Origin of the sequence: Bacteroides graminisolvens DSM 19988 = JCM 15093 (assembly GCF_000428125.1) — a bacterium.
GTDB classification, from domain to species: Bacteria; Bacteroidota; Bacteroidia; order Bacteroidales; family Bacteroidaceae; genus Bacteroides; species Bacteroides graminisolvens.
Genome location: NZ_KE386627.1, coordinates 598,000 through 612,014, shown reverse-complemented (window position 1 = coordinate 612,014; position 14,015 = coordinate 598,000). Strand labels below are relative to the sequence as shown.

Genomic DNA, 14,015 nt, shown 5'->3' with positions numbered 1-14,015 from the left:
ATTATCATGGAAAAACGTGGGTTATGACAGGTGTGTTTATTTATTTATATTCAGATAAAGACAAATGTGATGTTTTAACAGGAAATTAGAACATAGATTACTTTGAAGGTTTCCTTACCTTTGAAAACAAACTTTTAAATTAGTATTATGATAAAAAGTGATATTGGCATTAATGCTGGTGTTATCTGGCAACTGCTATCTGAAAAAGGGCAGATATTTATTGTTGAATTGGCTGAGTTAACTCGGTATAGTGATTTTCATTTAGCTCTTGCGTTAGGATGGTTAGCTAGAGAAGATAAAATTAGGTTTGAATACATTGATGGTGATCTGTATGCAAAATTGAATCAACTCTCTTCTGAAATGTATTATTGATTAATTGCTACGGCAGCTTTTGTGAATAGTATTTATGTCTAACCGGCTTAAGAACAAATTAAGGAAATGTTTTGTATTAGTCAAAAATTTTATTCTGTGTGGTGTTATATAGAGTGATTGTTTCTAATACACGCTGTAGAAATCGCCTTTAATGCAAATACCTACGCGGAAGTTAATGGAATAATCTTCGTAGTTGAGTAAGCTGTCGCCTTTACCGTTAAAGAACCGTGCATACAAGTATTGATTGTCCGATTTATGAATTTTGTACGCTACACTCAGGGTGGTGTTCACATTTCCCCATCCTCTTCTGGGGTTTATTTCAGCAGTGCTCCACCACCTGTTGTTGCGGCTCAGGTAGTTGATAGAAAATGTGCCGAACCCTCTGTATCGAAGAAGGTGACTATTGTCACTGCTGATTTCAAGAGGAATCCACACCTTGGTATGGGTGGAAAAACGCGGGTTGAAAAAGTATTTGTAGGCGATGCTCATAAAATTCCAGCTACGCGAATCTTCTTCATCCTTGCCGTTCGACTCATGTTCTATCTGTGCAAAAACAGCACCAACCAGTTTGTTGTTTCGGATGATATATTTACCGAATCCGATGCCCGGATTGTAGTTGAGGTCTCTGAAAGGGCTCGATTTTTTGTATATATCCCAAAAAGCTTTCTGTGTGAAGGTGATATAGGCAAATGAGTTGAACGGCAGGTGGCTTTTCGTGATGCGATGACGTATGCTGAGCTGAAATATAGCATCTGCCGATTCCTTATTTATTTGTTTGTTGAGAGGAACTCCGGTGGCAAAATAACAGTCTTTGAAGATGCCGAATGGAGCCTGTGCATCGAGCATCATTTGCACGTCTTTGCTGCTGGTCTCTATCTGTTTTTTCTCGGAAAGAATGGTACTGCCGATGGCGTTATCTAAATTCTTTTCCAAACTGTCGCGGTTGATAAGGTTGTTGAGGTTATTGTAACTTTGTGCTTGTGATGTAATGGCTGCAAATAGCAAGGGGATAACGAATAATAGCTCTCTTTTCATCTTTTATTTTTCGGCAAAGATCATTCTTTTAACCCGATGTTAAAAGCTCGTTTATTCCTGAATAATGCTCCAAAAGTCAGGAATAACTCTATACTTTTGATCCAAAGTACAAACGTAGTTGTTCTATTAAAAATAGAAAGTATTAATTTAAAAACATAGAGTATGAAAAATGTTGTATTGATTGGAGCGAGTGGTTTTGTGGGAACTGCGTTATTGAATGAATTGCTCAAAAGAGGCCATCGGGTTACGGCTTTGGTACGCAATCCCGATAAAATAAGTGCTCAAAGTGATCAACTGGAGGTTGTAATGGCCGATGTAGCTGATGTGGAGCAGGTAGCAAACCTTTGCAAAGGGAAAGATGCGGTGGTGAGTGCTTACAACCCCGGGTGGACGAACCCAAATATATACGAAGATACGTTGCGCAATTATACGGCAATTCTAGAGGCGGTAAGGCAATCGGGGGTAAAGCGCCTTTTGTGCGTAGGGGGTGCCGGTACCTTGTTCTGTGCTCCGGGTGTGAGATTGCTTGATACCGGTGTGCTGCCCCAAGAAATTATGCCCGGCGTAAAGTCATTGGGTGAATTTTATCTTGGTACGCTGATGAATGAGAAGGAGGTCGATTGGGTATTCTTTTCACCTGCAGGCAATTTAGAACCGGGTGATGCAACCGGCGTCTATCGTTTAGGGAAAGATGATTTGATTGTGGATGCCGGCGGACAAAGCCGTATCACCGTAGGTGACTATGCACTGGCTATGGTCAATGAACTGGAAGAGGAGAATCATCACCGGGAACGATTTACTATTGGGTATTGAGTGGATATAAAATAAAAGTCTAGCCAAAAAGCAATAATCAGCCAAACGAGGACAACTGATTGATTATGTACGTGTAAAGTCCTTTGTTTGGCTGCATTTAAAGCCACTTATTTAGTCTATTCTTATTTTGTTGATAAACAAAGAAATCATTGTTTTTGAATAGCCAAGATATTTTAATAAATTTGCATATCGTGTAACTCAAAATAGAGACGAAGACAGTTAATAGTCTCAAAGAACAACATGCCTTTACTTTAATGGATGGTTTTTTGAAGGATACGAGATAAAATATAGAATATGACTAAAAAAAGGAAACTGAAAATACGCAATAGCACCGCTGAATTTTTAACTTTTGCCTATCAGTCGAAAGGCGATGGAGTGGAAGTGCGTGTACAGGACGGTACCATTTGGTTATCGCAAAAAAATATAGGATTAGTATTTGATACTTCAACTGATAATATTGGTTTGCACATCAAAAACATCTATGCTGAAGGTGAATTGGATGAGGTTTCAACTACCGAGGATTTCTCGGTAGTTCAACAAGAAGGTAGTCGTGAAGTTTGCAGAACGATAAAACATTATAATTTGGATTTGATTATTGCTGTTGGCTATCGTGTTAATTCCAAGCGGGCAACGGCTTTTCGGCAATGGGCAACGGCGATTTTGCGTGATTTTACATTGCGGGGATATCTCATAGACAGAAAACGAATGGAAAACGGTGCCTTTCTTGATGACGATTATTTTGAACGGCTTCTGGAAGAAATTCGCGAGATTCGTTTGTCTGAACGACGATTTTATCAGAAAATCACCGACTTATATGCTACTGCAATGGATTATAATCCGGAATCGTTCACGACCAAAGAGTTTTTTGCAAAGGTTCAAAACAAAATGCACTATGCGGTACATAAACACACCGCTGCCGAATTGATCTATACACGAGCCGACCATAACAAAGAAAATATGGGATTGACTTCTTGGGAGAAAAGTCCAAACGGAAAAATTATAAAAACAGATGTGACGATAGCCAAGAATTATCTCACCGAAACGGAATTGGAATCTCTTGGGCGGATCGTTAATGGTTATTTGGATTTTGCTGAAGAATATGCAAAACGGCATGTTCCCCTTACTATGTCTGATTGGGCGAAACATTTGGACTTAATTTTACAGGCAAATGGAAGTGATTTATTGCAGAATGCAGGAAAAATTACCGCTGCTCTTGCCAAACAACATGCTGAAAAAATATCGCCCTATTCAAGATCGTCTATTTGAATCGGACTTCGACAAAGAAATAAAACGTATTGAAGGTAAGCTAGACAAATCAGACGAATAAAATGTTATCTTCCAGAGATAGTTTGATGAAATATAAAGTAATGCAGGCTGATCAATGAGTTCATTCAAAAGAATATCTCATTTTTCTTCCTGCATTTCTTGCATTTTAAAAATCAGTTCGTATATTTGCGAACAATAAATGAGGGCTATAAAAATGGCAGGTCAGAAATATACCGATAAACAAATTGAAATTGCACGGTTTGCAAAAGCATTGTCAAACCCGGCAAGAATTGCCATACTGGAGTTCTTGGCTTCGCAAGACACGTGCTTCTTTGGCGATATTCACGAAGTGTTGCCCATTGCCAAAGCTACGGTGTCACAGCATTTGAAAGAATTGAAAGAGGCGGGACTCATTCAGGGCGAAATTGAAGCGCCTAAGGTGAAGTACTGCATTCAACGAGATAACTGGAATCTGGCAAAAAGTATTTTCGGTGAGTTCTTCCGTATTTATAACGGTGAGAAGTGCCGGTGTGATTAAGTCCTTTTTTTGTGTAGTATGTTCGTAATATTACGAACTGAAATTAAGAGAATTATAATGATGTATTTTTTTATAAACCAATAAGAAGATTATAACATGAAAGTTTTGATTCTTTGTACAGGAAACAGCTGTCGCAGCCAAATGGCGCACGGCTTCTTGCAATCATTCGATAAAAATATAACAGTATGTTCTGCCGGTACGCAGGCGAGCGGAAAACTCAATGCTGGTGCGGTAAAAGCCATGGCTGAGGTTGGCATTGATATTTCGCATCATACATCGGACCCGGTAGAAAAGTATCTGGGTGAAGAGTGGGATTATGTAATAACCGTATGCGGTGGGGCTAATGAAAATTGTCCGATGTTCATCGGCAAGGTGAACCACCGTTTGCACATCGGATTCGATGATCCTTCACATGCTACCGGCACACCCGAATTTATTGAGAGCGAATTTCGCAGGGTGCGTGATGAAATCAAAAAAGGTTTTCAGGAGTTCTACATCACCCAGATCAGGAAGCAGGAATTGCCTTCTTGCTCTTGCGGAGGAACTTGTTAACTGCTTTGTGTGATGGAAAAGAAACAAGGCATTGGCTTTTTTGAACGTTACCTCACGTTGTGGGTAGCGTTGTGTATTGTGGCAGGTATAGCCATCGGACAGTGGTTTCCGGTGATTCCTCAAACGTTGAGCTTGTTTGAGTATGCCAACGTGTCCATTCCTGTAGCATTGCTTATTTGGTTGATGATTTACCCCATGATGCTGAAAGTCGACTTTCAGAGTGTCAAGGGGGTAGGTAAGCGTCCTCGAGGTATTCTGGTGACGTGCATTACCAATTGGCTCATCAAACCTTTTACCATGTTCGGCATTGCATGGTTGTTCTTTTATGTGATTTTTAAGACGTGGATTCCCGATGCTTTAGCCGATGAATACCTTGCCGGAGCTGTGCTGCTGGGAGCTGCTCCGTGCACGGCCATGGTGTTTGTGTGGAGTTATCTTACAAAAGGAAACGCAGCTTACACCTTGGTGCAGGTAGCGGTGAACGACCTGATTATTTTAGTTGCGTTTGCCCCCATCGTAGCTTTTCTGCTGGGTGTGGGTGGAATTGAAATTCCCTGGGACACGCTGTTACTTTCCGTATTGCTCTTTGTGGTGATTCCTTTGGGAGCGGGCGTACTCACTCGCATTTCGGTAGTGAAGCATAAGGGAGCCGATTACTTCAACAATGTATTTGTGAAGAAGTTCGATAACTTCACCATCGGAGGGTTGTTGCTCACATTGATCATTCTCTTCTCGTTTCAGGGTGAAACGATTCTGGCCAATCCGCTACACATATTGCTGATAGCCGTTCCATTGGTGCTGCAAACGTTTCTCATCTTCTTTATTGCCTACGGATGGTCAAAGGCATGGCATCTGCCACATGATGTAGCTGCTCCGGCAGGTATGATTGGGGCAAGTAACTTCTTTGAACTTGCTGTGGCAGTGGCCATTTCACTGTTTGGCTTACAGTCGGGCGCTGCGTTGGCCACAGTAGTGGGTGTACTGGTTGAGGTACCGGTGATGCTGGCATTGGTGAAGATTGCCAATAATACAAGGAAATATTTTAAAGAATAAATAAATTGATTCAGACTATGGAAATTAAAGTTTTAGGTACGGGTTGTGCCAGTTGCAAAGCTTTGTTTAGCGCAACAGAACAAGCTGTGAAGGAGTTAAACCTTGATGCACAGGTAGTAAAAGAGGAAGATATGCTCAAAATTATGGAGTATAACGTATTGTCACTTCCGGCTTTGGTAGTAGATGGTAAAGTGGTTGCTAAAGGCAAAAAGTTATCTGTAGATGAGGTGAAGAACCTGTTAACCAAATAAGACGATGAAAAAGCTAGTTGTATTTGCGCTCTTGAGCGTCATGATGATTGCCTATAGTGGAAAGGCACAGGTAGCCGGTCCGCAAAAAAACACGGTTGCCAAAGATAGGGTGGAGGTGATGTACTTTCATGGGAAGCAGCGTTGTGTAACCTGTCGTGCCATTGAAAAAGCAACCAAAGAGGTGCTCGATACGTATTTTGTCAATGAGGTAAAAAGTGGTAAAATTCAATACCGCATTATTGATATTTCGCAGCCGGTCAATGAAAAGGTAGCCGATAAGTACGAAGTAAGTTGGTCTTCTTTGTTTGTAAACGGATGGAAGAAGGGTAAGGAAACGAAGAATAACCTTACTGAGTTTGCCTTCTCGTATGCCAAAAGTTCGCCGGCTCAGTTTAAAGCGGGATTGAAAAAGAAGATTGACGAGTTACTTAAGCAGAAATAGGTGATGGAGTTTTTGCAATCATTATTGGAAAACAGCAATCTCCCTGTACTCACGGCCTTTATCTTTGGGTTACTCACGGCCGTGAGCCCTTGTCCGCTGGCGACCAACATTACAGCAATCGGTTTTATCAGTAAGGACATTCAGAGTCGGAACCGCATCTTCTGGAGTGGCATTCTTTATACGCTGGGAAGGGTGATTTCATACACAATACTTGGTTTTATCCTTATTCCCATTCTGCGCGAAGGAGCCAGTATGTTTGCCATTCAGAAAGCAATAAGTAAGTATGGCGATGTATTTATTGCACCTGCTCTGATTCTGATCGGGTTGTTTATGCTTTTTGGTAACCGACTGAATTTGCCGAAGTTTGGTTTCTCTGCAGGTGACAAGACTCAGGCTTTGAAAGGTAGCTGGGGTAGCTTGCTCCTTGGGGCATTGTTTGCCTTGGCTTTTTGTCCCACAAGCGGTGTGTTCTACTTTGGCATGCTCATGCCCATGGCGGCTGCCGAAACAGGTGGTTATCTGCTGCCGGTAGTGTTTGCGTTGGCAACCGGCTTGCCCGTAATTGTTGTGGCGTGGATACTGGCTTACAGCATTGCCGGACTAGGCAAGTTTTACAACCGGATACAGGTTTTTCAGAAGTGGTTTAACCGGGTGGTGGCGGTGCTTTTTATTGTGGTAGGTATCTATTACGCCATTATCAATTATTTATAAAACAGTATGATACAAGATTTTGCTGATTGGTTGGTATATTCAATCATGGGACTTGATGCGCAGTCGCATTTGGGTGCTGCTGTGAATTTTTTCTTTTACGACACGATAAAGATTTTGATTCTGTTGTTTGCTATCAGCGTGCTGATGGGTATTATCAATGCCTATTTTCCGATAGACCGATTACGTAATTACCTCACTACGCACAAGCTGTTTGGCTTGCAATATTTCTTTGCGGCATTGTTTGGTGCCATTACTCCCTTTTGTTCATGCTCCTCCATCCCCTTGTTTATAGGGTTTGTGAAGGGTGGTATTCCCTTAGGCGTAACGTTTGCCTTCCTTATTACTTCTCCTTTGGTGAATGAGGTGGCGGTAGCTATGTTTATGGGTACCTTCGGATTGCGCATAACACTTGTTTACGTTATTAGCGGCATCTTGTTGGGTGTGATAGGAGGTTTTGTATTAGGCCGGTTTAAACTGGAAGCATACTTGAGCGATTGGGTGAAGCAGATTCAACAAAATGCCAATGCGGAAGCAGGCGAATGGGAATCTGAGCGTACACCGTTTATGAAACGCTTGCCTGTTATCATGAAGGATGCGTGGGGCATTGTGAGAGGAGTGTTGCTGTACATACTCATAGGTATTGCTATTGGTGCTTTTATGCACGGATTTGTACCCGAAGGATTCTTTGAACAGTATATGTCAAAAGATAATTGGTTTGCTGTGCCCTTGTCCGTATTACTGGCTGTTCCGATGTATGCCAACGCTGCGGGTATTGTGCCTGTTATTGATGTATTTGTAAGCAAAGGAATTCCTATTGGTACTGCATTGGCTTTTATGATGGCGGTAGTGGGGTTATCTCTTCCGGAAGCTACGTTACTCAAAAAGGTGATGACCTGGCGATTGATCGGCATTTTCTTTGGCGTTATTACGTTGTTCATCATTATTTCCGGTTATCTGTTTAACGCAATTCTATAAACAGAATGGATGCCTGCGTGTGACAATAAAAAATCACTATTTGTGGGTATTTGCTATCAGCTGCTCTTGTTGTTTCTTTGTAGAATCATATAAAACATTAAATGAACATGAAGAAAGTTGCTTTGTTTTTTGGTTCTACTACCGGAACCTGCGAGGAAATAGCCTACAAGATTGCTAAACAGTTAAATCTGTCGAAATCTGATGTGTACAACGTAACCGATTTGTCGGCCGATAAAGTTGCTGAATATGAGGTACTGCTTCTGGGTACTTCAACTTGGGGAGATGGCGAATTGCAAGACGATTGGTATGACGGGATTGAAGTGCTTAAAGGAGTTGATTTAGCCGATAAAACGGTTGCTCTCTTCGGTTGTGGCGATTCAGAATCATATAGCGATACTTTTTGCGACGGCATAGGGTTACTTTATAAGGATCTGAAGGCATCGGGTTGCACATTTATAGGTGACAAAGTACCTACGGATAGTTATGAATTTGCTTCTTCACTGGCTGTAGATAACGGCGCTTTTGTGGGATTGGCCATTGATGACTTAAATCAAAGTGACCTGACAGATGCTCGCATTGAAGATTGGGTGAATGAGTTGAAAAGAGAAATTGGTTAGTTTCAATAGTTTGCCAAACAAAAGGGCTTTCATTCGCATTGAATGAAAGCCCTTTTAAATTATTATAGCCTGTAGTGCGTCCGGGGATCGAACCCGAGTTTCCGCCGTGAGAGGGCGGCGTCCTAGGCCACTAGACGAATGCACCGGATTTGAAAAGAGTCTAATTAATTGTTGCCAATTAATTAGACTCGTGGCGGAAGCTGGGGGATTCGAACCCCCGGTACGGTTACCCGTACGGCAGTTTAGCAAACTGCTGGTTTCAGCCACTCACCCAAACTTCCTTAAACCCGCGTTTTCTCTCAAACGCGGTGCAAATATAGGATGAACTTTTGGACTACACAAATCTTTCTGCGATATTTTTTTAGCACTTTTAGCCCTTTATTTACTAATCGCCTAGCTTTCAGAGGAATAATACATTGTTTTTTTTTAATATCAGTTCATTGCAATATGTATTTTGATGTGTATCAATACAACTTGTCGTACTTTTGAGTAATTTTGCGCCCCGAAAGAAAAGGAGGAAAGTAGTGGCTGAGGTAATTCGACAGGAAAATATAAGGAGGCGGTTATTTAAACTGGCGGCTCCTATCTTTATTGAGACTTTGCTAATTATGATGCTGGGAGCAGTAGATGTGATTATGCTGAGCAGACATTCTGATAACAGTGTGGCGGCCGTGGGGGTGGTCAATCAGATTATTGTGCTGACTTTCCTTATTTTTGAAGTGATCAACCTGGGAACTTCGGTGCTTTGTTCGCAGTACTTAGGTGCAAAGATGCACAAGAATGTGGTGCAGGTGGTAGGCGTGTCATTGCTTATGAATTTGGTAGTGGGAGTGTCAGTCAGTCTGTTCCTCTTTAGTATGAACGAAACCATTCTGCAATGGATGGGACTGACTCCCGAATTAATGAAGGATGGAACCGATTACATGCGTATCGTGGGGGCATTTGCTTTCTTTCAGGCAATTTCACTGACCTTATCGGCTTCGCTTAGAAGTGCCAATAAGGCCATTTACCCTATGATGGTTACAGTGGTGGTGAATGTACTGAATATTATCGGTAATTACACATTGATTTTTGGTGAGTTTGGCTTTCCGGAGATGGGTGTCGAAGGGGCGGCTATCTCTACTGCTTTCAGCCGGGGAGTATCTATGGTAATCCTCTTTATCATCTTGTTCAAGAAACACATTCGTAAGTTCCCGCTTGCTTATTTCAGACCTTTCCCTTTCAAAGAGTTGAAGAATTTGTTGAAGGTAGGATTACCGTCGGCCGGAGAGCAGTTGTCGTATAGTTCCTCGCAGGTGGTTATTACTTATTTTATTAATGTGCTGGGTACGGAGGCATTGGCGGCCCGAACATACTCGGTGAATATCATCATGTTTTCTTTCTTGTTTTGCATTGCCATTGCGCAAGGGGGTGCTATCTGCATAGGGCATCTTATAGGTGAGAAACGTCCGCACGCAGCCTTTCTGTTGGGCAAATATGTGATGAAGAAATCCGTGTTGATCACGGTGTGTCTTTCATTAATTACTGCGCTGATGGGACCTTTTATATTCGGCTGGCTTACTACCAACGAGCAGATTATCCGAATGGGTGTTACGATACTAGCCATTGATGTGATCCTGGAAATAGGCAGACCTATTAATATCTTTGCAACCAATGCGTTGAGAGCAGCCGGCGATGTGAATTATCCTTTTTATCTGGGTTTGGTGGTGATGTGGAGTGTGGCCGTTGGTTGTGGTTATCTCTTTGGAATTCATTGGGGTTGGGGGCTTGCCGGCATGTGGGTAGCCTTTCTTCTTGACGAAAATATAAGGGGTATAGTCTTTGTTCGCCGTTGGTATGGAATGAAATGGGTGAAAAAAAGCTTTGTAAAGTGACTTTTTGATAATGAATTAATAGTATCTTTGCAGCCCGTAACCAACTAACGGTTTTTCTGATGGAATGGCTTTCTAGTTTATTTTTAGAACACTCGGCTCTGCAAGCTGTAGTTATTATATCTCTCATTTCTGCCATAGGTCTTGGACTGGGTAAGGTCAAGATATTCGGCATCACACTCGGAGTAACTTTCGTTTTCTTTGCCGGTATTCTGGCCGGACATCTGGGACTTTCAGTCGATTCGCAAATGCTTAATTATGCAGAAAGTTTCGGGTTGGTTATTTTTGTTTATGCCCTCGGTCTGCAAGTGGGGCCGGGTTTCTTTGCCTCGTTCAGAAAGGAAGGAGTGACGTTGAATATGCTGGCGGTTGCAGTGGTACTTCTCGGTACGGCTCTTTGCATAACGGCTACTGTTTTTACGGGCATTTCTTTGCCCGATGCGGTGGGTATTCTTTGTGGTGCAACAACAAATACGCCTGCACTGGGTGCTGCCCAACAAACACTGAAACAGCTGGGCATGGAGAGTAATACGCCTGCATTGGGTTGTGCAGTGGCTTACCCGCTAGGTGTTATCGGAGTTATTTTAGCTGTATTGCTGATCAGAAAATTATTGGTTAGGAAGGAAGATTTGGTACTAAACCAAAAAGACGAAACCAATAAAACATATATTGCAGCTTTTCAAGTACACAATCCGGCTATTTTCAATAAAAGCATTAAAGAGATTGCACAGCTGAGTTATCCAAAATTTGTGATATCACGGTTGTGGAGAGACGGTAATGTTAGCATTCCTACTTCCGAGAAGATTATTAAGGAGGGAGACCGCTTACTGGTGGTTACTGCTGAAAAAGATGTGCTGGCACTTACCGTATTGTTTGGACAACAGGAAAATACGGATTGGAACAAGGAGGATATTGACTGGAATGCCATCGACAGGCAGCTGGTGTCGCAACGCATCGTTGTAACTCGTCCGGAACTGAATGGAAAGAAGTTGGGTTCGTTGAGGCTTAGAAATACGTATGGTATAAATATAAGTCGCGTGTATCGTGCGGGAGTGCAGCTGCTGGCTACTCCTGAACTGACTTTGCAGCTGGGCGACAGGCTTACGGTAGTAGGAGAGGCTGCTGCTATTCAAAATGTGGAGAAGGTTCTTGGTAATGCGGTTAAAAGCTTAAATGAGCCTAACTTAGTGGCTGTATTTGTGGGTATTGTTTTGGGATTGGCACTAGGGGCTATTCCTTTTGCTGTGCCTGGAGTAAGTGTGCCTGTGAAGTTGGGACTGGCTGGTGGACCGATTATTGTGGGTATTCTGATTGGTACCTTTGGACCGCGTTTACACATGGTTACTTATACTACCCGTAGTGCCAATCTCATGCTTCGGGCATTAGGATTGTCTATGTATCTGGCTTGTCTGGGACTTGATGCAGGAGCACATTTCTTTGATACGATTTTCCGTCCGGAGGGCTTGTTGTGGATTGGCGTGGGATTTGGTATGACGATCATTCCGGTTTTATTGGTGGGCATTATAGCATTTAAGTTTATGAAGATTGATTTTGGTTCTGTATCGGGTATGCTCTGTGGAAGCATGGCCAACCCTATGGCGCTGAACTACGCCAATGATACCATTCCCGGTGATAATCCTTCTGTTTCTTATGCTACTGTTTATCCGTTGTCGATGTTTCTTCGGGTGATTATAGCGCAGATTATCCTTCTGTTTTTTCTGTAAAAGATAAAACAAGAACGGCCGAAAGTAAGTACTGACGGCCGTTCTTGTTTTATAATGTTTTCTGTTTTATCCTTTTGCTTCTTGGTATAAAAAGCGTTTGATGCTTTTCTTCGGTGTCTTTTCAAACTCCTCAGGATAAATTTTCACCTTGGTAATCTGACTGTAGCCGGGAAGCGTAGCATTCAGTGCCACACGATTTTCTTCCATGAGTCCTTCCATATCTTCATTCTTCAAGCCATGTGCAAAGGCGTCGTCAAAGTCGGGATATACAAGTGCCACAAGCTTTTCATTTTGCTGCACAATAATACTTTCGGCAACGTATGGCAGGTTGTTCAATCTATCTTCTATTTCTTCCGGATAAATGTTTTGTCCGCTAGGCCCAAGCAGCATATTTTTGCTACGTCCTTTGATGGTTACATTGCCTTCGGCATCCATCAACGCAAGGTCACCGGTATGAAGCCAACCATCGGCATCGAGAACCTGAGCTGTTGCTTCTTCATTTTTGTAATAGCCCAACATGACATTAGCTCCACGGCACACAATTTCTCCGGGAATATTTTCAGGATCGGGTGATAATACTTTCACTTCCATGCGAGGTACTTGCTTTCCGCAAGATGCAGGCTTAAATGATTTCCAGTCTTCGTAACAGATTATGGGACCGCACTCCGTCATGCCGTAGCCTACTGTATAAGGGAATTCTATCATTTGCAGGAATTGTTCTATTTCCTGGTTGAAAGCAGCTCCGCCAATAACAACTTCGGCAAAGTTACCTCCGAAAGCATTGATTACCTGCTCGCGAACAGTGGCTTTTATCTTATCATTTATAATAGGTACCTTCAACAGAATCTTCATGGTTGGAGTTTCTAGTTTGGGCAGTACGTTCTTCTTGATAATCTTTTCAATAATAAGTGGTACGGCTATCACCAAATTGGGCTTAACTTCTGCAAATGCCTGGAAGATAATTTTGGGACTGGGCATGCGGGTGAGGAAGAATATCTGGCAACCGGCCGAGAATTCATATAAGAACTCAAAAGCCAGTCCGTACATGTGCGCCATGGGAAGCATGGACACAATCTTGTCTTCCGGTTTCAGTGTTAAAACCTCGAAAGCAAATTTGGTGTTCGACCACAAGCTGCGATAAGGTAACATAACCCCTTTGGAATAACTGGTGGTACCCGATGTGTAATTGATAACAGCTAGTTCCTCAGGCTGATCTTTGTGATAGTTAATATGTTCCTGGCGGAAATTCTTGGGGTATTTCTTTCCAAAAAGTTCGTTGAGGTGTTCGCGAGCGGCTGTGAGTTGTTCGCTTCGCGATACCAGCAATGAAAAATCATTCATCAGCACGACTCCTTCAATGAGGGGCATGGCAGCTTCGTTGAGATTCTCCCACACCATATCGCCCACAAACAGAAGTTTGGCTTCGGAATGATTCACTATATTATGTACATTATCGGCCTTGAACTCATGCAAAATAGGAACTGCAATCGCTCCGTATGTCAGCGTAGCCAGAAAACTGACTCCCCAGTGGGAACTGTTACGACCGCAGATGGCTATTTTATCTCCCTTCTTAACACCGCTTTCTTCAAAAAGGATATGTACCTTTTCTATCTTACGGGCAACGTCTTTATACTGCAGGGTGGCGCCTTTGTAATCTGTTAAGGCGTTAAGATCCCAATGGTTTTTAATACTGTTTTCGATGTAAGCAATAAAACTTTGTTCCATTGTATATTTGCACATTTAAATTAAATCTGTGCAAATATATGGTTTTATCTGGGTATAGCAAATAAAAAAG

Annotated in this window: 14 protein-coding genes, 2 tRNA genes and 1 pseudogene; 13 read left to right on the top strand and 4 right to left on the bottom strand. The window is 42.3% G+C overall.

Going from position 1 to position 14,015, the window contains the following annotated elements; translation table 11 throughout:
- The first annotated feature begins 147 nt into the window (after positions 1 to 147).
- Positions 148 to 372, top strand: coding sequence for a winged helix-turn-helix domain-containing protein (locus C511_RS0115030; RefSeq protein WP_024995799.1), 225 nt, complete (start codon positions 148 to 150; stop codon positions 370 to 372).
- A gap of 123 nt (positions 373 to 495) precedes the next feature.
- Here the strand turns inward: C511_RS0115030 and C511_RS0115025 are convergent, their stop codons facing one another.
- On the bottom strand, positions 496 to 1,407 hold the full coding sequence (locus C511_RS0115025; RefSeq protein WP_024995798.1) for a phospholipase A: 912 nt from the start codon (positions 1,405 to 1,407) through the stop codon (positions 496 to 498).
- Positions 1,408 to 1,569: 162 nt separating this feature from the next.
- On the opposite strand from C511_RS0115025, the gene C511_RS0115020 reads away from it, so the two are divergent.
- The 10 genes and pseudogenes from C511_RS0115020 to C511_RS0114975 all read left to right on the top strand — a co-directional run bounded on the left by C511_RS0115020 (position 1,570) and on the right by C511_RS0114975 (position 8,625).
- Positions 1,570 to 2,220, top strand: a complete 651-nt coding sequence (locus C511_RS0115020; protein ID WP_024995797.1) for an NAD(P)-dependent oxidoreductase — start codon at positions 1,570 to 1,572, stop codon at positions 2,218 to 2,220.
- 294 nt (positions 2,221 to 2,514) lie between these two features.
- Positions 2,515 to 3,547 (top strand): annotated as a pseudogene (locus C511_RS17015) (virulence RhuM family protein).
- Between the two features lie 153 nt (positions 3,548 to 3,700).
- Positions 3,701 to 4,024, top strand: coding sequence for an ArsR/SmtB family transcription factor (locus C511_RS0115010; protein ID WP_024995796.1), 324 nt, complete (start codon positions 3,701 to 3,703; stop codon positions 4,022 to 4,024).
- A gap of 96 nt (positions 4,025 to 4,120) precedes the next feature.
- Positions 4,121 to 4,576 (top strand): arsenate reductase ArsC, encoded by a 456-nt coding sequence (locus tag C511_RS0115005; RefSeq protein WP_024995795.1) that lies wholly within the window; start codon positions 4,121 to 4,123, stop codon positions 4,574 to 4,576.
- Between the two features lie 12 nt (positions 4,577 to 4,588).
- Entirely contained in the window at positions 4,589 to 5,629 is a 1,041-nt protein-coding gene (gene arsB, locus C511_RS0115000) for an ACR3 family arsenite efflux transporter (protein ID WP_027318359.1), read from the top strand.
- Between the two features lie 17 nt (positions 5,630 to 5,646).
- Positions 5,647 to 5,880, top strand: coding sequence for a thioredoxin family protein (locus C511_RS0114995; RefSeq protein ID WP_024995794.1), 234 nt, complete (start codon positions 5,647 to 5,649; stop codon positions 5,878 to 5,880).
- 4 nt (positions 5,881 to 5,884) lie between these two features.
- Positions 5,885 to 6,322: a nitrophenyl compound nitroreductase subunit ArsF family protein gene (locus tag C511_RS0114990; RefSeq protein WP_024995793.1), complete on the top strand. Its 438-nt coding sequence runs from the start codon at positions 5,885 to 5,887 to the stop codon at positions 6,320 to 6,322.
- Between the two features lie 3 nt (positions 6,323 to 6,325).
- Positions 6,326 to 7,033: an aromatic aminobenezylarsenical efflux permease ArsG family transporter gene (locus tag C511_RS0114985; RefSeq protein ID WP_024995792.1), complete on the top strand. Its 708-nt coding sequence runs from the start codon at positions 6,326 to 6,328 to the stop codon at positions 7,031 to 7,033.
- A 6-nt stretch (positions 7,034 to 7,039) separates the two neighbouring features.
- On the top strand, positions 7,040 to 8,008 hold the full coding sequence (locus C511_RS0114980; RefSeq protein WP_027318358.1) for a permease: 969 nt from the start codon (positions 7,040 to 7,042) through the stop codon (positions 8,006 to 8,008).
- Positions 8,009 to 8,115: 107 nt separating this feature from the next.
- Positions 8,116 to 8,625, top strand: coding sequence for a flavodoxin (locus tag C511_RS0114975; protein ID WP_024995791.1), 510 nt, complete (start codon positions 8,116 to 8,118; stop codon positions 8,623 to 8,625).
- A 72-nt stretch (positions 8,626 to 8,697) separates the two neighbouring features.
- Here C511_RS0114975 and C511_RS0114970 read toward each other — a convergent pair.
- Both C511_RS0114970 and C511_RS0114965 read right to left on the bottom strand, forming a co-directional pair.
- Positions 8,698 to 8,770: transfer RNA gene (locus C511_RS0114970), tRNA-Glu, on the bottom strand.
- A gap of 46 nt (positions 8,771 to 8,816) precedes the next feature.
- Positions 8,817 to 8,906: transfer RNA gene (locus C511_RS0114965), tRNA-Ser, on the bottom strand.
- A gap of 243 nt (positions 8,907 to 9,149) precedes the next feature.
- Between C511_RS0114965 and C511_RS0114960 the strand changes: the two genes are divergently transcribed.
- Positions 9,150 to 10,499 carry an MATE family efflux transporter gene (locus tag C511_RS0114960; RefSeq protein WP_027318357.1) on the top strand — a complete coding sequence of 450 codons (1,350 nt, stop codon included), beginning with the start codon at positions 9,150 to 9,152 and terminating at the stop codon, positions 10,497 to 10,499.
- Positions 10,500 to 10,558: 59 nt separating this feature from the next.
- Entirely contained in the window at positions 10,559 to 12,220 is a 1,662-nt protein-coding gene (locus C511_RS0114955) for a putative transporter (RefSeq protein ID WP_024995789.1), read from the top strand.
- A gap of 66 nt (positions 12,221 to 12,286) precedes the next feature.
- Here the strand turns inward: C511_RS0114955 and C511_RS0114950 are convergent, their stop codons facing one another.
- Entirely contained in the window at positions 12,287 to 13,945 is a 1,659-nt protein-coding gene (locus C511_RS0114950; protein ID WP_024995788.1) for a long-chain fatty acid--CoA ligase, read from the bottom strand.
- Positions 13,946 to 14,015 lie beyond the last annotated feature (70 nt).